We start from the raw sequence: 16,055 nt of genomic DNA, 5'->3' as shown, positions 1-16,055 counted from the left end.
AAATTCCGTACACGGACTATAAGCTCCGTGCACGGACTAGTGCAAGGTCCGTGTACGGAGTATTCTCGGTGGCGGATGTCAGTGGGTCTACGAACTCCGAGGTGGGGCAGCATGACCGGCAACAACGCGCAGTCCGAGGCGGAGTCCTCCGCGCCAGGCCGTGACGGTCAGTTGACACACGGGGGCCCCAGGCGCGTCGACGGCAGCCGGGTGTTCTGTCACCCCGACAGCCCCGCGTACATCATCCGGCGGCTGTGGCAGCGGCGTACACAGCTGTGGCAGGACGTCGCGCCCGGTGATCTCACCTTCGCCCAGTTCATGGTTCTGGCCGTACTGAGCGAGCACGGCCGGATGGACCAGCGGACCCTGGGAACCCACACCTGGCTGGACAAGTCCACCGCCGGCCCTTTGATCAACCGTCTCCACGCGAACGGTCTGATCGACATTGCTCAAGACCCCGCCGACAGGCGTCGCAAAGTACTCGGCCTCACGGACGAAGGCCAGAAGGCGCTGACGGTCGCCGCGCCCTCTGCGGCCGTCGTCGAGGACATGTTGCTCGCGCCTCTGTCCTCTGCCCAACAGGCAGATTTCCTGGCCCTGGCCACGTGCATCCTCAACGCCGAGGAAGGGGACGGCTGATTCGCTCCGGTGAGCGGGGTTCCCGCGATGTGCTCGTACTCAGGCCTTCCGCAGCCAAGGGTGCCGTCGTACCAGGTCCCGTCCACCTGAGATCGGCTGAAGAGCTTGGGCTATCTGCTCGGCGTCCTCTGGCGAGTGCGCATCTTTGGTTGGCTCCTGCGGTGGCTCCGATCACCATGCGTTGATGAACGGTGCGTCGGGTGTGCGCTGCCGCCAGACCTCGTTGAGGCGTGCGAGCCGGTCCGCGGCGGCGATGCCGCGCAGGGACGCGACCTTGCCGTCGCTGACCACGAACGCCACGGCGCCCACGACCCGGCCGTCGACCACGGCGAGGACGGTCGGGGAGCCGTTGACCAGGGCGATATGCATCGCGGGCGAGCCTCCGGCCAGCCGCCGCTTCGCCGGCGTGGGTTTGAAGCCGGCCCGCACGTAGGAGGCGACCCGCTCGCGCGTCTCGTACTGCAACAGCCGCGTGCTCAGTCCGTAGCCGTCCGAGACAGCCGTCACATCGTCGGTGAGCAGTGCCACCAGCCGTTCGGTGCGCCCCGACGTGGCAGCGGCGAGGAATTCCTCGACGACCCGGCGCGCGGACGCGGGGTCGGCCTCGCCGCCGCGGCGGCGCTCGGTGGCGACGCGGATCCGGGCCCGGTGGACATGCTGCTGGCTCGCGGACTCGCTGATGTCGAGGATCCCGGCGATCTCGGCGTGGCTGTACGAGAAGGCCTCACGCAGGACGTAGACGGCCCGTTCGACCGGCGAGAGCCGCTCCATCAGGGTCAGGACGGCGAGGGACACCGATTCGCGCTGCTCGAAGGTATCGGCCGGACCGAGCATGGGATCGCCGTCAAGAAGCGGCTCGGGCAACCAGGTCCCGGCCGCTCGCTCGTGGCGCGCCTGCGCCGAGCGGAGCCGGTCGAGGCAGAGATGGGTGACGACCTTGGTCAGCCAGGCTTCCGGCACTTCGACCCGTTCGCGGTCTGCGGCCTGCCAGCGCAGGAACGTGTCCTGCACGGCGTCTTCGGCGTCGGCGGCCGAGCCGAGCAGACGGTACGCGAGCGAGGCCAGCCGGCCCCGGCTGGCCTCGAACCGATCGATGGCCGCGCTGTCCATGCGCAGCAGCCTATGCAGCGGCCCTTGCACCGGCCCTTGCACCGGCCCGGTCAGGCACGGTGGCCAGGCGGCGCTTGCGCTTCGGCATGCCGAAGGTCGGGTGGGCGATGCCCCACCCGGCCCCCTTGAGCACGCCCGACTTCAGCCGCGCGGCGGCCTTGCCGCCCAGGTACCAGGACTTCGACCGGACGTCCGTGTCCACCATCTGGAAGATCGCGTCCCGCCGCCCGAGGCTGATGTGGTTGCCGTAGTACTTCAGCCCGATGGTCGGCACGTCACGAGCGGTCAGGCGCGCGATGATCGCGGCGGTCGCCTGCATGTTGGTGAAGCCGGCCGAGGCGCAGGACATCGGCAGCGGCCGGCCGTTCTCGCCGATCGCGTAGGCGCAGTCACCAGCGGCGTAGACGTCCGGGTGCGACACCGAGCGCATGGTGCGGTCGACGACGATCTGGCCGGTCTCGGCGACCTCAAGGCCGCCGGCAGCCGCGATGGGGTGGACGGCGAACCCGGCCGACCACACGGTCACATCGGCCGCGATGGATGCACCGTCGGCGGCGATCGCCCGGGTCGGCTCGACGGCTTCGATGCCGGTGTGCTCGTGCACGGTGATGCCGAGCCGGTCGAAGGCATGGCGCAGGTGACGGCGGGCCTTCGGGGAGAGCCAGGCGCCCAGCTCGCCGCGGGCGGCGAGCGCGACCGAGAGGTCGGGCCGGGACTCGGCGAACTCGGTGGCGGTCTCGATGCCGGTCAGCCCCTCACCGACGACCAGCACGGCGGCGCCCGCACCCAGGCCGGCCAGGCGCTCGCGCAGACGCAGCGCCGAGGACCGGCCGGTCACATCGAAGGCGTACTCGGCCACGCCGGGGACGCCATGGTCGGCCACAGAGCTGCCGAGCGCGTAGAGGAGCGTGTCGTACACGAGCTCGCCCTCGCCGTCCTCGCCGGTCACGGCAACGGTCCTGCGCCCGGGGTCGACACCCGTGACGCGCGCCAGGCGCAGCCGCACCCCGGTGCCCTCGAACACGTCGGCGAGCTTGCGAAACGCGAGGTCCTGGCCGATCGCGAGCTGGTGGAGCCGCATCCGCTCAACGAAGTCGGGCACGGCGTTGACGACGGTGATCTCGATATCCGAGGGAGAGAGCCGCCGGGCCAGGTTCCCGGCGGCGAACGCCCCGGCGTATCCGGCACCGAGTACGACGATGCGGTGCTTCATGGCGATGCTCCTGTCTCGTTCGTGTGCCCTTCGAACGAGACGGCGCCCCGATTACTGACAGGAGCCAGGTGTGACGCGGGTCACCAACCCAGGACGAACGACTGGACCGCCACAGGCGTTTGGGCCTGTTTTGGGCAGCCGGAACGGGGCGATGGGGCGACCATCGAGTCGGTGTCACACCCTGACATCGTCCTGTACGGCCAAGTCGAGGTCGCTTCCTCGCACGCTCACGGTGAGGTGGCCCCGGCCTCGGTTGCTGGTGGAACTGCGACTCCATATGGAGCTCTTCGCGGGCAAGGGAGCCGACGGACTCGTGTTCTCGGCGGAAGGTGCTGCCGGGTTCGACGCGACCGTACGCAAGGGTCGCCAGGAAGCTGCGGCCGTGCCAGATGAAGACTCGGTTGATCCAGACGATCAACGTTCTGGCACGGATCTGGCACGCGACGAGTGATCGCTATGGACAGCAAAAAGGCCCCGGTCGATGACCTGGGCCTTGTCGTGAACCATGGAGCGGGTGACGAGAATCGAACTCGCACTCTCAGCTTGGGAAGCTGCGGTCTTCTGGGCGCTATTACCGTACTGACCTGCGGTGGAACTGGGCTCCGGCCCATGGCGGTCTGTGGTCAACTCCCCGTTGATCCCCGTGAGTCCCCGCAGGTTCTGGCACGCGAATGGCACGCCTGTTGTCCTCGTCGTCCCCGAACTGCCGGGCCCTGGACCTTGGACGTCTGAGCCTCAGCCGACGAACGTCAACCACGATGGTGGGTCGTCGAACGATCAGGCGCGCGTGTCAGAGCAACCACCACTGGGCCTCAGCCACGCTGCCCGATAACGTCCGTGAGAGCAAGCCGCACCGCCAGAGGCGGGATGGTGGGCCGTCGGGCGATGACTTCTTCGTCCCGAAGTAACTTGGGTGAGGACGGTGCCTTGGGCTGCTGTGCCCCTCAACTCGGTCCGAAAGGAAACGGCCGGTCAGAACGTTACAGATAGCGGGCTGGGTCAGCCCAGCCCACGGGTAGCCCATTGCCGCGGTATCAGCGCCCGTCCGACGGGGAATACCCGGTTATCATCCCCCCAACAGCGTTACCAGCGCACCTGTAATAGCACCCGAAATTGCACCACCTGCTGTAGCGAAAGAAATTAGGCGATTGTCCAGGCGTGATTCTACCTGGTTGCTGACACTCTCCAGTCGTGAAAGGTCGATAGACTCGATCACCTTTACTTCGTCCGAGTAGTCCATCTCAAAAATTGGCATAGAGGATCCCTCGGAGACTTCGTCTGAGAAATCGTTCTTGAGCTCGCTCCACCTACGCATCATGACTTCGATTCCAGTCATGCATACCCATGTCTGGGCAGAAAGGGATCGGACCTCTCTACGCCACCCACGGTTACCCCAGCGCATTTTGATCCGTTTGCGAATTGGGGCCGCAGATGCTTCAACGTGGGCAGAGTAGTGCGACAGCAGGTGGGAAGCTCGCCCCCATGCCTCAGCTTCTAGGTCGATGATCCGCCGCCCCAAATTCTTTTGTCGGGCGAAAATAAGTGACGTGCGCCCGAAAGTGTAGAAGAGATCAAAAAGAACGCCTTCTGGCTCATCACTTACGGGGGCTGTGATGTTTACTGTGGTCCGGTCTACGCTCTCGACCTTGCAGTCATTTGCGTCTTCCAATTGCCTCACGATGAGATCAGAGTGCATGAAGACATTCGTGCACGCGGGAGAGCACGCCTGATTGAACGCCCCAAGTCCGATTGCTTCGCAAGCTTGCTCAAGCACCTGCATCACAATTTGCCCACCCGACTGCGGGATGCTCGTCGCCTCGTGGCGCCAGAGCACCATAACGACGACGCCATCCCAGGCGATCCAATAAGTATCCGTCGGGATATCGTCCGCGTGATGATGTTTCGGTTGGTTCTTTATCGGCACCACGATCTTAAATAGAAGTGGGCGATCAAGCTGCACGGCCCGCAGAGCGTCGGAGCCGTGCATAACTGCATCCGAATTAGAGTTTTCAGAATTCGGATAGACAGCGAGATGGCTACAGAAATCTGTGTTCAACCTTGGCTGCTTGACCCACTGCACTCTCGGATCGTCCTGGAGGGCTCCTTTCAGATCGTTAGCGTATTCGTCGAATTCCTTCTTTTCTGGAGAGAGGAGGAAAATAGTTCCAATCCGGCAGAGGAAGGTGTCGCTATTTTCCGGCGCATTAGGATTCGTCATTGATTTACCCAACCCTTGTAAGTCAGAAGAGTGCAAGCACTGGGGAGATCATAGAGCGAGGTGACGTCTGGAGTTGGCTGTTTCTGGCGGGTAACTTGAGCGTGAGGTCGGTGTAGCGACTTTGGCCGGGAGCTGCTTTGGCGCGAGTGATCATGGCTCCGTAACCTTCCGGTGCATCGGGCAGTCTGTGGACCGGCCTGTTAAAGCACGACGTTGGGGCCATGATCACTCGCGCCAAAGCAGCTCCGTAAAGCCGCGGAGCTGACCGCCCCAGCAACGGCATGCCCCATCTTTGGCATCAGGCGACTGATTGCCATGAGCGCGGCCCGGGCGCCGGCCGGGCTGGAGCGGGGCGGAGACAGGAGCGCAGGCCCGGCCGGGGGTCGGGCCGCGCGCGGGGAGCGGAGCGAGCCGCCTTGAACCCGTAAGGAAGGTTGTTACTCAGGTGTCTGACGGGTGTTGTGAGCCCGGTGCGCTCTCTGGCTTCGAGGCTGCTGCCATGCTTCGGGATTCCGCGGCTGCTCGCTGAAGTGCCTGGGCTACCTGATCGGCGTCGTCCGGGGAGAGCTGCATTTCTTGGGTCCAGAGGATCGACAGCCTGATGTTGCCGGTCACTAGGTTCAGAGCAACGTCGGCTTCGGCACCGGTGCCAGTGGCGTCCTGCACGGCCAAGTCGAGGTCGCTTCTGAACACGCTCACGGTGAGGTGGCCCCGGCCTCGGTGCTGGTGAGATCCCAGAGGGGAGCCGCGTACCGCTCTGGCCTGGTCTCCATGAGTAGTGCTCGTAGAGCTTCTCGCTGGCTGCCGGGAAGGCTTAGTGCTTCTGTGAGGCGGCGAAACGTCGTGTGAGTGACTCCGCGGCTTCTGGCCTCGTCCTCGAAGGCGTCAAGCTGCGACAGCACGGTACCGGGATCGAACTCCTCCGCCGGCTGGTCCTTGAGCCACGTGGCCTTGTTGCGCTCGTAGTCGATTTCCGAGTAGCCGCAGACTTCCCGGCTACGTGCTTCGGCCTCGTCGAGGGTGGTCGTAGACAGGATGGCGCGAGCCAACTCGTTGCGGCTCAGGGCCTCGTCCAAGTCGACTTCATGGACCGTCGGGCCGTCGTCCGTGAGCGGGATGGGGAGTCCGGCGTCCCGTACTTCGCAGATGCCTCGCACTCCTCGTGCAGTTGCGGCGAGCATCCCGGTTGCCTCAGAAGGGTGCCATTCCAGCACCGAGCTGACTGGCTCCGCGTCCTTCGCTGTGAAGGTGTGGACGAGAGGCCCGAGCAAACCGCGCATCTTCTCGATGGGGAGTTCACCGTCCAGACCGGGGCCGGCGACCAGGAGTCGGATGGACGCGTTCACCTGGCAGCACGCGGCCAGCGTCAGCGCATCGGCCAGCGGGCTCTTCAGCGTCGGTTCGTCGCCTCGCGCGAGGATGTCGCCGCCCACGTCCAAGAGGTCGATCGACGTAGGCTCCAAGTGGCTCACCAGCTCTTCGAGTTGGCGAGTCATGCCCTCGGCGCCGTACTGCGGATCGATCAGCGCGAAGGTGTGCGGGAGCTCTGCCGCAAGCCGCGGGAGGGTGGATCCCGCTGGAGCGATCGGGCGGGCCTCGGCCGGCACCGACCACACCAACTGAGTGACGGGTGCGAGTCCCGTGAAGTCGGAGGGATTTCGAGGGCCTGGGACGGGGTCGACCAACAGGCGGTCCCACGCGTACGTGAGGATCACCGCCTGGTCCTCGTCGCCGTACAGGGCCGCGTCGAGCATTGCGGCGGCGACTGCGTCCCCTCCTCCACCTGCTGCGACGATCAACCGCGTCATGTGGGCAAGATTACGGGTTCGGCCCCTGGCCACTCACCCTATAGTGGCTAGAGGCCATAGCCACTTGGATGGGGAGGGTACACATGCCTCAGATCGAAGAGGCGCAGCCGAAGTATCTCCAGATCGCTCACTTCATCCGCGATCAGATCCTTCGGGGCGACTTGAGGCCGGGGGACGAGGTCCCCTCGGAGCGACAACTGGCGGCGAACTGGAAGGTGTCCAGGCCGACCGCCGCGCGGTCGTTGGAAGCGTTGAGTCATCAAGGGCTCGTGGAGAAGCGGCAGGGTTCGGGCACGTACGTGCGGAGCCTTGAAGTCAACCGGCGGGCACGGGAGTTGTACGGTCGGGCGCGGCAGACCGGGAAGATCTACACCTCTGGTGAGTACGCGGTGATCACTTCGACCGGTTGGCTGGAGGCACCCGATCACGTCGCTGAGGCGCTGGGTCTGGTGAAAGACCGTCGGGCAGTGCACCGCCGGCGCGTGACCAACAACCAGGACGGGCCCATCAACCTGTCCACTTCGTGGTTCGCGCCGGACGTCGGGGAGCGGGCGCCCAAGCTGCTGGAGCCGGAACGGATCCAGGAAGGCACCCTGATGTACGTCGAGAACATGACTGGACGGCAAGGGAGTTACGCCGAAGACCGCATGTGCGCTCGGCCGGCGACAGAGGAGGAGGCTGTGGATCTTCAACTGGAGCCCCAGTCTGCTGTTTTGATCGTGAATCACGTCGTGTTCGATCTCCAGGACAGGCCGTTGGAGTTCGCCGAGGCCACCTATCCGCCGCACCGCTGGGCGTTCGAGCAGGGATATCCGCTCACCTGATGGTTCGTCATTTCGGCGAACCACTTGCGTAGCGCGAGTGGCTAATGCCACTATCCAGTAAGTGGCTAAGGCCACTTACTGGAAGGGGGTACGGCGTGACGGGGCAGCGGCCGGAACAGGACGCGCACTTACCTTGCCGGGGGTGTCGTGGGCGAGGCTGGAAACGAGTCAGTTCACGCACCTCGCTGGCGCTGTCCATCGTCAACGACCGTACCCGTGCCGCATCGAGACGGCGCTGCCTCGACTGTGACGGCAGCGGCAAGGAGTGAGCACGGATGCGCTACACGATCGATCGCAATCCCTCTGAGGGCTCACCACGCCTTGGCGCGATGACCATGGAGCCGTTACCTGACTCGGTGGGGATCGCCCGACGCTGGTTTCGGAAGCTCATCGCCCCGTACAACCCCAACTGCTCGGTCGATGACTGCGTGTTGATGATCTCGGAGCTGGTGACCAACGCGATCATCTACGGCCGGTCGGAGGGCTCGTGGGTCGTCAAGGTTGAGTGGTTCCGCGAGGGAACATCCCTCCGGGTCGAGGTACACAACCCGGGGTTTCCCGCGAACGTGAGGATGCGGCGACCGGAGGCGGCTGACGCGCATGGGCGCGGACTGCTTCTCGTCGACTCCATCGCCGAGTCCTGGCATGCCGGGCCCAGCCGTTTCGGCGGGACGGTCGTTTCCTTCGTGATGGCCGATGCTTGGGCTGCCTGACTGGTCGCCCTGGTTCTCTTCTATAGGCACTGACGCTAATCTGGTTGACCAGTTGACTTGGCCAATCGTGACGGGCGGCGTTCATGGCGTATGAAGTGGAGGCGCCCAAGTACGTACGCCTCGCTCAGACGATGCAAAGCCGCATCGAGGACGGTACGTACCCGCCGGGCACTCGGGTTCCCAGTGAGAATCAGCTGGTCCAGGAGTTCGGGATGTCCCGCCCCACGGTGGTCCGGGCGCTTGAGCTGTTGAAGCGGGACGGATGGCTGGAGTCTCGGCAGGGGTACGGCACGATCGTGCGGGGACGACCGGCCGTCGTCGAGCAGAAGGACCGTCGAGGGCGCCAAGCGCTGGAGCGTGACGAGTCGCGGACTCCTGGGCGTCTGGTTGTAGTCGACCAAGTTCCGGTTCCGGCGCGCGTTGCCTCTGTGCTGGGGCTGCCCAAGCGGGCCGAAGTCCTCATGCGCCGGTTTCTCATCGAGGAGGACGGGGAGGCGGTCGAGCTCGTCTCGTCGTACTTCCCCGCCGGCCTCGTCGATGGCACGGAGCTGGCTAGCCCGAAACCGCTGGCCGTCGGCGCCCGGGAGCATCTTGAGGGCCGCAAGAAGGTGCGCTTCGACCACGTGACGGAACGTGTCTCGGCCCGCTTGCCTGACGCCGTTGAGTCTGAGCTTCTCGGCCTGTCCGATGGCGTCCCAGTCCTCAGCGTCCTGGTCATCGCGCGTGATGCGTCCGGCCAGGCGTTGCAGGTCTCTGACGTGCTGCTTCCTGCCGATGGGCAGGAGCTCGAAGACACCTACCGGCTCAACTGACAAGCCCGGTGCCTCATACTCGCGGCTGCCGAGTGGCAAGTCGGTAGATCAGGTACGTAACTCCGAGGACGAAGTCCGCGGCCACCCAGAATCCAACGATCAGGCCGACGCCGATCGTGGTGCCGAGATCGCTCGCGTCGTTGCAGAACTTCAGGTCATCGCCGGTCATCCCCTGGCACCCCTCCGGTGTGCCGCTGCCGCTGGCGGCTCCGGCGATCACCCAGATCAGGAACAGGATCTGGACGGCCAGGAAGACCCAGAAGAAGACGCGATGTCGCTTGCGGGGGAGGGGAGTTGTTGCCTGGCTCTGGTACGGGAATTGGCCAGGTGGGATGCCTTGGGGCTGTACCGGCCAGGACTGTGACGGCGACGCTGGCGCCTCGGGATTCCGCGGGCCCCAGGTCTGTACTGGGGCGGTCTTGGGATGCCGAACGTGATGCAACTTGCTCATGATCCGGCCCTTCTGGGCGTTACTCATTCCATCGTGCGCCTCGGTCCTCGCTTGCGCTCGCCGGGTGGCTGGAGGTCGCTAGTGAAGTCACTTGACAAGTCAACTTGGCAACTCTACTTTCGAACTTGCTAAGTCAACCTGTCGGGTGACGGGTTGTTGATCTCAGAAGGAGAAGTCTCTGTGCGTGTAATCCGAGTTGACGCCTCGACCGCCACGATCCTGCTCACCGAAGCGCCGGCACCGAAGGTGCGCGACCGGCAGACCGGTGAGATCGCCAAGGACGCCGTGAGCGGTGAGGCGCTGATGACCGTGGGCGTCGTCTACATCGACGAGGGCGACTCGTCGATCGTCCAAGTCACCATCCCTGAAAGCGGAGTGACGGAGGGCCTGACCGTTGGCGCGCCCGTGTCCCTGCCGGGCCTCATCGCCCGGCCGTGGGAGAGCGTGTTCAACGGCCAGCAGCGGCACGGCATCGCCTACCGCGCGACCGCGATCGCGCCGGGTGCCTTCCCGGTCTCGGCCGCTCAGGCGGGTTGATCGTCGTGACGAACCTGATCACCCTCGCCGAGGTGGGCGGGCCGCTCGCTGCGATAGGCGGGGCGGCTTACGCCCGGCACGCCAACCCGGCGGCGTATTGGTCCACGGTCGGGCTGCCGGTTTCAGTGGCCCGGCTGCTGGCCTCGTACTCCTCGACCATGGACGCCTGCGGTCTGACCGTCCAGCCGTCCCGGTTACGGATGCTGGCCGTCAAGGCCACCACTCGCCGGGAGATTCGTCCGGTACCGCCCCGCCGGGGGCTCATCCGGCCCACCACGACCGGCCTGCGCCTCCGGCTGCGGCTCGCGCCGGGCCAGGAACCCGCCGACGTCGCTGCCTCGGCCGAGCGCCTCCGCCATGCCTGGGGCGTGCACGCCGTGTACGTGAAGGACGTCAAGCCCGGTGTCGTCGAACTCCGGCTCATCGGCTTCGACGTCCTCAGCAAGGTCCGGATGCCTCGCCGGATAGAGGGCGGGCTACTCAAGGTGCCGGTCGCGCTTCGGGAGGACGCCACGGCGTTCTTACGGGACTACCGCGCCGTTCCGCATGAACTCGTCCTCGGCGCAACGCTGTCGGGCAAGTCCATGTACCTGCGGAACTTGATCGCTGGTCTCGCTCGACAGCCGGTCGCCCTGGTCGGCATCGACTGCAAGCGGGGCGTCGAGCTGGCGCCGTTCGCTTCGCGCTTCGCCGCGCTGGCGACCGACCCTGACGAGGCGGCCGAGCTACTGCCGGTCCTGGTCAAGGAAATGGAGGACCGCTACGACCTGATCAAGGCCCGGCAGGGGATCGCCTCCGGCACCCCCGACGAGGAGATCACCTCGGACATCTGGGGCTTACCCGAGGGTGAACGCCCTGTGCCCGTCGCCCTGTTCGTGGACGAGGTGGCCGAACTCTTCCTCGTCGCCACGCGCAAGGACGAGGAGCGGCGGGACGAGATGGTCACTCACCTCATCCGGCTCGCTCAACTTGGCCGCGCGGCCGGTATCTACCTGGAGGTCTGTGGGCAGCGCTTCGGCGCCGAGTTGGGCAAGGGCGCAACCATGTTGCGGGCCCAACTCACAGGCCGCGTCTGTCACCGCGTCAATGACGAAGCCTCCGCGAAGATGGCGCTCGGCGACATCGCACCCGAGGCGGTCTATGCCTCCTGCGCCATCGCCGCCGAGCTGCCGGGCCTGGCCGTGGCGGGCGACACCTCCGGCGGCTGGTCCCGCATCCGCACTCCTCACCTGTCCCTCGCCGACGCTGCGGCCACCTGCCGTGACGCGGCCCACGTCGCACCAGACGTACCGGCGCTCACGCCCTTCCGGCCGTATGTCCCGCCCGTGCTGGTCAGCAGCCCCGAGGCGGTGCCCACCGCACGCCTGGCCACTGAGACAGCGGGGGACTGAGTGATGGGCGCCCACCGCATTCGGCTGGACCCGGTCCTGGTCCAAGCGGCCATCGCCGCAGCGCTGTCCTTCGCCCATCTGCACGACCTCGCTGCGGCGGCCGGACAGGCGGGGTGGAAGGCGTGGGCCTACCCGATCAGCGTTGACCTGCTGCTCGTTGCCGCCTGGCGACGCCTGCGCTCCGGTGCGGCGAAAGCCCCGGGCTGGTGCTGGTTCACCGTTGCCCTGACGGCGTCGCTCGGGGCCAACATCGCGACAGCCGGCCTGCTCGACCTCGGAGCGGTCCCGGCCTGGCTGCGCATCCTCGTGGCGGGCTGGCCCGCCGTCGCCTTCCTCGGCGGAACACTCCTCGCCCACGGTGCCCCGGACCGCGACGAAGCGGCGGTGCCGAACCACGACGAGTCACCCGTGCCGCTACTCACGCCAACGGCCCGTGAGCTGCCCGTCGCTGAGTCACAGCCAGTCGCGCAGCCAACCGCCGCCCCTGTCCCACCTGCCCTCGTCGCCCTCGCCCGCAAGGTCGCCGACGACCACCGGACTCGGACCGGGACGGACATCGACACCCCGACCCTTCGCACCCGGCTCGGCGTGCCGCTTCCGCTCGCCGAAGCCATCGCCGCCCAACTCGCCTGATCCCGGAGGACTTTCCACCGTGCGTCCGACCACGCTCCGCGCGCTCAAGCGTGCCGCCGAGCTGACCCGACAGAACCGCCTCACCGAAGCCGTGCTGATCGCCGAACCGGTGATCCTCGCCGCCGACACCTACGAGGGCGACGAGATCTTGCGCTGGCTCGCCGACCACGTCACCGACTTCACCGGCGAGACCGACAAGGAGTTGCCCTGATGCCCGCCAACCGTCGCTTCCGCCGAGTCGTTCGCATCGGCCCCGTCCAGGTCGCCACGTACTTCGACGATCGCGGCCGAGAGAAGCACACCGCTGCCTGCACCGCTCCGCGCTGCGGCTTCTCCAACGACTACGACAGCCGCGCCGCCGCCGAACTCGCCGCCCGCACCCACCGCTGCCGAGTCCGCTGAGGAGATCCCGTGACCGTCACTTTCCCGCTCGTCTTCGTCCTGGGCGTCATCGCCTGGGCCGCGATCAAGTTCCTCGGCGTCCGCATGTGGGTCGCCGTCGTGATCGCCCTGTTCGGCTTCTGGCTCTCCCACACCTTCCTTGCCCCCGCCATCGAGTCCGGCACCCGCTCCGGGGTCGGCGTCGTCGACGGCACCAACCGCTGAGAGGAGCTCCGCCATGTTCCGCCCCAAGCTGCCCGACGTCCCGACTCCACCGTCGGCCCTCTCCCACCACCAACCGCACGTCCCGGCCCCCACCGCCGGCCGCTCGCTCAGCCCCTACGTGGTGCCGGTCGCCGCAGTCCTCGTCGGTGGGGTCGTCCTCACCGCGCTCCTGGCGGCCGTCGCCATCACGGCCGTGTCCGTGGCCATCGCCGCCGTGGTCCTGCGCTCGCTCCTCAACGACGCCAACAGGCGCTGACCGGCCCCGGGGCGGCAAACGCCGCCAAGCATCCCGCCGCCCCGGGGCCGTCCCTCCCAACCGCAGAAACAGCCGAAAGGAAGACCCATCATCACCCGGCAGACTCCGCCCCCGCTGGCGGAACTCTCCATGCTGGCCTCCCTGGGCACCATGCCCGAACTGGCCCAGCAACTCTCCGGACTGGGCGGATGCACCCGCCCCATACGCCTCGACGGCCACCGCACGGAGTACGCGGTCGACACAGCAACCGGCGAGATCGGCCGAGCCGTGCACCATCTCGACTCCGCCACTCTCCCCGCCGGCCAACTCCTCGTCCGCTGCAACAACCGCCGCGCCACCCGCTGTCAGGCCTGCGCCGAGACCTACCGTCGAGACACGTACCACCTGATCACTGCCGGACTGCGTGGCGGTAAAGGCACCTCGGACCAGGTCGCCAAACACCCGCGCGTCTTCGCCACCTTCACCGCCCCCGGCTTCGGCCCGGTCCACAACCGCCCGTCCAGCGGGCGCCCTTGCCGCTGCGGTACCCGGCACGCCGAGGACGACAGAGCGCTGAGCACGCCTCTGGACCCGGACACCTACGACTACGAAGCGGCCGTGCTCTGGAACGCCCATGCAGGGCTCCTCTGGCGGCGCTTCTCCATCTACCTCCGTCGGGAGGTAGCCAAGCGGGCCGGCCTCACGCAGCGCACCTTCCGCGAGCACGCGCGCATCTCGTTCGCGAAAGTCGCCGAGTACCAAAAGCGCGGCGCAGTCCACTTCCATGCGGTCATCCGCCTGGACGGCCCGGAAGGCGGCGACACCTCACCACCGGTCTGGGCGACGGCGGAGCTCCTGACGGACGCCATCGAGGCCGCAGCCACCGCCGCGCGCGTCAACGGCCCGGAGATTGACGGCAGGACGCACACCTTCGTCTTCGGTCGCCAACTCGACGTCCGTACGATCCGATCCGCCGACTTCGACAACGGCCAGGAACTCACCGAACGAGCGGTTGCCGCATACATCGCCAAGTACGCGACCAAAGGCGCCGAGACGGCGACCGGCACCCTCGACCGACCGATCAAGTTCCTCGCCGAGCTGGCCCAAGCGCGCATCACGGACCACGCCCGACGCATGATCCGCGTCGCCTGGACCCTCGGCGCACGCCCCGAACTCGCCGAACTCCGCCTTCGGGTCTGGGCCCACATGCTTGGGTTCCGCGGCCACTTCTCCACCAAGTCCCGCCGCTACTCCACCACCCTCGGCGCGCTTCGCGATGCCCGCGCCGAGTGGCGCCGCGCCCAAGTCGCTCCGGTCATCGACGTCGACCCGGACTCGACTCTCGTCCTCTCGCACTGGGTCTTCGCCGGGACGGGCCTCTCCCGCGGCGAAGCCTGGCTCGCCGCATCCCTTGAACCCGCTCCTGGAACGGAAGGAGAGCCGACCCCATGAACGAGCGCTACCTGTCTGTCGATCAGGTCGCCGAGTTACTCGGCACGAGTGCCCGCTTCCCCCGAAGGCTCGTCGAGGAGCGGCGCATTCGGTACGTCAAGGTCGGCCGGCACGTCCGCATCCCGGAGAGCGCGGTTGAGGCGTTCATTCGGTCCCGAACAGTCGAGCCGCTGAGGCGTCCTCGCCCGCGCTATGGGAGGGCTGCCTGATGGCCAATGACAAAGGCAGGCGACGTCGCTTCGGCGCGATCAGGCGCCTTCCGTCCGGCCGCTATCAGGCGCGCTATCCGGGGCCCGACGGAGTGATGCGACCGGCGCCGGAGACGTTCGAGACGATCGCCGACGCTGACGACTGGCTTGCGGAGAAGCAAACCGAGATCCGGCGTGGTGACTGGCGCGACCCGGATGCGGGGTCGGTCAACTTCAAGGTCTACGCGGAGAAGTGGGTGGAGGAACGAGAGCTGTCCGTCCTCAGTGAGGACCTGTATCACTACCTCTTGGACGATCACATCCTTCCCACCTTCGGTGAATCGGACCTCGACGAGATCACCGCGCCCCTGGTCCGTGAGTGGCGCGCGGAGCGTCTCCGTACGACCAAGGCGAAAACCACGATCGCGAAGGCGTACCGGCTCCTGAAAGGCATCCTGGAGACGGCTGTCGACGACGACCTGATCAAGCGCAATCCGTGCCGGATCAAGGGCGGCGGAAAGGAGAAGGCGGCTGAACGTCGTATCGCCACCGTCGCTCAGGTCGACGGCCTTGCCGACCAGCTCGGACCGCGCTGGCGCCTCATGGTCTACCTCGGTGCTTACGGTCCTCTCCGCCCCGAGGAGCTGGCGGGCCTCCGCCGCCGGGACATCGACGTCGAGGCTCTGAAGATCATGGTTCGGGTCGCCGAACCCGAGCGGACGAACGGTCGACGAGCTCCGGGCGATACCAAGTCCGAGGCAGGAACCCGGACCGTCTTCCTCCCGGAGTTCCTCCGCCCGGAATTGCGACTCCACATGGAGCTCTACGCGGGCAAGGGAGCTGACGGACTCGTGTTCGTCGGCGAGAAAGGGGCGGCTTTCCGGCGCAGCACCTTCGGTCGGAAGTGGCGCAAGGCTCGTACGGTCGTCGACGTGCCCGACGGCTTCCGCTTCTACGATCTTCGCCACACCGGACACACGCTGTCGACGCGTTCCGGCGCCACGCTGAAGGACACGATGGTGCGGGCCGGCCAGTCGTCGGAGAAGGCCGCGTTGATCTACCAGCACTCCGACGACGACCGACAGCAGGAAGTTGCTGCCGGGCTCGACGCGACCGTACGCAAGGCACGGCAGGAAGCTGCGGTCGTGCCAGATGAAGACTCCGTTGATCCAGACGATCAACGTTCTGGCACGGATCTGGCACGCGGCGACTGATCGTCGAGGAC

The 16,055-nt window shown here is 66.6% G+C and carries 20 protein-coding genes; 15 read left to right on the top strand and 5 right to left on the bottom strand.

All coding sequences use genetic code 11. From position 1 onward, the window contains the following. Positions 1-111: 111 nt before the first annotated feature. The gene (locus ACIP6U_RS20280) at positions 112-639 is read left to right on the top strand and encodes a MarR family winged helix-turn-helix transcriptional regulator (RefSeq protein ID WP_401719465.1); all 528 of its coding nucleotides are present in this window, start codon (positions 112-114) and stop codon (positions 637-639) included. A gap of 171 nt (positions 640-810) precedes the next feature. Here ACIP6U_RS20280 and ACIP6U_RS20275 read toward each other — a convergent pair whose 3' ends face one another. Then, on the bottom strand, positions 811-1,749 hold the full coding sequence (locus ACIP6U_RS20275; protein ID WP_401719462.1) for a sigma-70 family RNA polymerase sigma factor: 939 nt from the start codon (positions 1,747-1,749) through the stop codon (positions 811-813). A 10-nt stretch (positions 1,750-1,759) separates the two neighbouring features. Further along, positions 1,760-2,962, bottom strand: a complete 1,203-nt coding sequence (locus tag ACIP6U_RS20270) for an NAD(P)/FAD-dependent oxidoreductase (protein ID WP_401719459.1) — start codon at positions 2,960-2,962, stop codon at positions 1,760-1,762. Between the two features lie 253 nt (positions 2,963-3,215). Between ACIP6U_RS20270 and ACIP6U_RS20265 the strand changes: the two genes are divergently transcribed. After that, positions 3,216-3,413: a hypothetical protein gene (locus tag ACIP6U_RS20265; RefSeq protein ID WP_401719457.1), complete on the top strand. Its 198-nt coding sequence runs from the start codon at positions 3,216-3,218 to the stop codon at positions 3,411-3,413. Positions 3,414-4,028: 615 nt separating this feature from the next. Here ACIP6U_RS20265 and ACIP6U_RS20260 read toward each other — a convergent pair. Together ACIP6U_RS20260 and ACIP6U_RS20255 are read right to left on the bottom strand one after the other, a co-directional pair. Beyond that, entirely contained in the window at positions 4,029-5,180 is a 1,152-nt protein-coding gene (locus tag ACIP6U_RS20260; RefSeq protein WP_401719455.1) for a hypothetical protein, read from the bottom strand. A gap of 695 nt (positions 5,181-5,875) precedes the next feature. Then, positions 5,876-6,988: a DUF1152 domain-containing protein gene (locus ACIP6U_RS20255; RefSeq protein ID WP_401719452.1), complete on the bottom strand. Its 1,113-nt coding sequence runs from the start codon at positions 6,986-6,988 to the stop codon at positions 5,876-5,878. 83 nt (positions 6,989-7,071) lie between these two features. Between ACIP6U_RS20255 and ACIP6U_RS20250 the strand changes: the two genes are divergently transcribed. The 3 genes from ACIP6U_RS20250 (at position 7,072) to ACIP6U_RS20240 (ending at position 9,337) form a co-directional block, all read left to right on the top strand. Next, entirely contained in the window at positions 7,072-7,812 is a 741-nt protein-coding gene (locus tag ACIP6U_RS20250) for a GntR family transcriptional regulator (RefSeq protein ID WP_401719449.1), read from the top strand. Between the two features lie 275 nt (positions 7,813-8,087). Continuing rightward, positions 8,088-8,525, top strand: coding sequence for an ATP-binding protein (locus ACIP6U_RS20245; RefSeq protein WP_401719446.1), 438 nt, complete (start codon positions 8,088-8,090; stop codon positions 8,523-8,525). 83 nt (positions 8,526-8,608) lie between these two features. Continuing rightward, positions 8,609-9,337 carry a GntR family transcriptional regulator gene (locus tag ACIP6U_RS20240; RefSeq protein WP_401719444.1) on the top strand — a complete coding sequence of 243 codons (729 nt, stop codon included), beginning with the start codon at positions 8,609-8,611 and terminating at the stop codon, positions 9,335-9,337. A gap of 13 nt (positions 9,338-9,350) precedes the next feature. Here ACIP6U_RS20240 and ACIP6U_RS20235 read toward each other — a convergent pair whose 3' ends face one another. Next, the gene (locus ACIP6U_RS20235; protein WP_401719441.1) at positions 9,351-9,788 is read right to left on the bottom strand and encodes a hypothetical protein; all 438 of its coding nucleotides are present in this window, start codon (positions 9,786-9,788) and stop codon (positions 9,351-9,353) included. 180 nt (positions 9,789-9,968) lie between these two features. Here ACIP6U_RS20235 and ACIP6U_RS20230 point away from each other — a divergent pair, with 180 nt between their 5' ends. The 10 genes from ACIP6U_RS20230 to ACIP6U_RS20185 all read left to right on the top strand — a co-directional run bounded on the left by ACIP6U_RS20230 (position 9,969) and on the right by ACIP6U_RS20185 (position 16,044). Beyond that, positions 9,969-10,325 (top strand): hypothetical protein, encoded by a 357-nt coding sequence (locus ACIP6U_RS20230; RefSeq protein ID WP_401719439.1) that lies wholly within the window; start codon positions 9,969-9,971, stop codon positions 10,323-10,325. A 5-nt stretch (positions 10,326-10,330) separates the two neighbouring features. Continuing rightward, positions 10,331-11,716 (top strand): FtsK/SpoIIIE domain-containing protein, encoded by a 1,386-nt coding sequence (locus tag ACIP6U_RS20225; protein WP_401719436.1) that lies wholly within the window; start codon positions 10,331-10,333, stop codon positions 11,714-11,716. A 3-nt stretch (positions 11,717-11,719) separates the two neighbouring features. Then, positions 11,720-12,349, top strand: a complete 630-nt coding sequence (locus ACIP6U_RS20220) for a DUF2637 domain-containing protein (RefSeq protein WP_401719434.1) — start codon at positions 11,720-11,722, stop codon at positions 12,347-12,349. Positions 12,350-12,368: 19 nt separating this feature from the next. Beyond that, positions 12,369-12,560 (top strand): hypothetical protein, encoded by a 192-nt coding sequence (locus tag ACIP6U_RS20215; RefSeq protein ID WP_401719431.1) that lies wholly within the window; start codon positions 12,369-12,371, stop codon positions 12,558-12,560. After that, the gene (locus tag ACIP6U_RS20210) at positions 12,560-12,751 is read left to right on the top strand and encodes a mobile element transfer protein (protein WP_401719428.1); all 192 of its coding nucleotides are present in this window, start codon (positions 12,560-12,562) and stop codon (positions 12,749-12,751) included. Before ACIP6U_RS20215 ends, ACIP6U_RS20210 begins: the two co-directional genes overlap by 1 nt. 9 nt (positions 12,752-12,760) lie before the next feature. Next, positions 12,761-12,955 (top strand): hypothetical protein, encoded by a 195-nt coding sequence (locus ACIP6U_RS20205; RefSeq protein ID WP_401719426.1) that lies wholly within the window; start codon positions 12,761-12,763, stop codon positions 12,953-12,955. Between the two features lie 13 nt (positions 12,956-12,968). After that, positions 12,969-13,211 (top strand): SpdD protein, encoded by a 243-nt coding sequence (locus ACIP6U_RS20200; RefSeq protein ID WP_401719423.1) that lies wholly within the window; start codon positions 12,969-12,971, stop codon positions 13,209-13,211. Positions 13,212-13,340: 129 nt separating this feature from the next. Next, complete coding sequence (locus tag ACIP6U_RS20195) at positions 13,341-14,642, top strand: replication initiator (protein WP_401719421.1); 1,302 nt, start codon at positions 13,341-13,343, stop codon at positions 14,640-14,642. Then, the gene (locus ACIP6U_RS20190) at positions 14,639-14,851 is read left to right on the top strand and encodes an excisionase family DNA-binding protein (RefSeq protein WP_401719418.1); all 213 of its coding nucleotides are present in this window, start codon (positions 14,639-14,641) and stop codon (positions 14,849-14,851) included. The genes ACIP6U_RS20195 and ACIP6U_RS20190 overlap by 4 nt, the downstream gene beginning before the upstream one ends. Further along, on the top strand, positions 14,851-16,044 hold the full coding sequence (locus ACIP6U_RS20185; protein ID WP_401719415.1) for a tyrosine-type recombinase/integrase: 1,194 nt from the start codon (positions 14,851-14,853) through the stop codon (positions 16,042-16,044). Before ACIP6U_RS20190 ends, ACIP6U_RS20185 begins: the two co-directional genes overlap by 1 nt. Positions 16,045-16,055 lie beyond the last annotated feature (11 nt).

Origin of the sequence: Streptomyces sp. NPDC088794, from assembly GCF_044750545.1 — a bacterium.
GTDB lineage: Bacteria > Actinomycetota > Actinomycetes > Streptomycetales > Streptomycetaceae > Streptomyces.
This window is presented reverse-complemented; position numbering and strand designations above follow the sequence as displayed.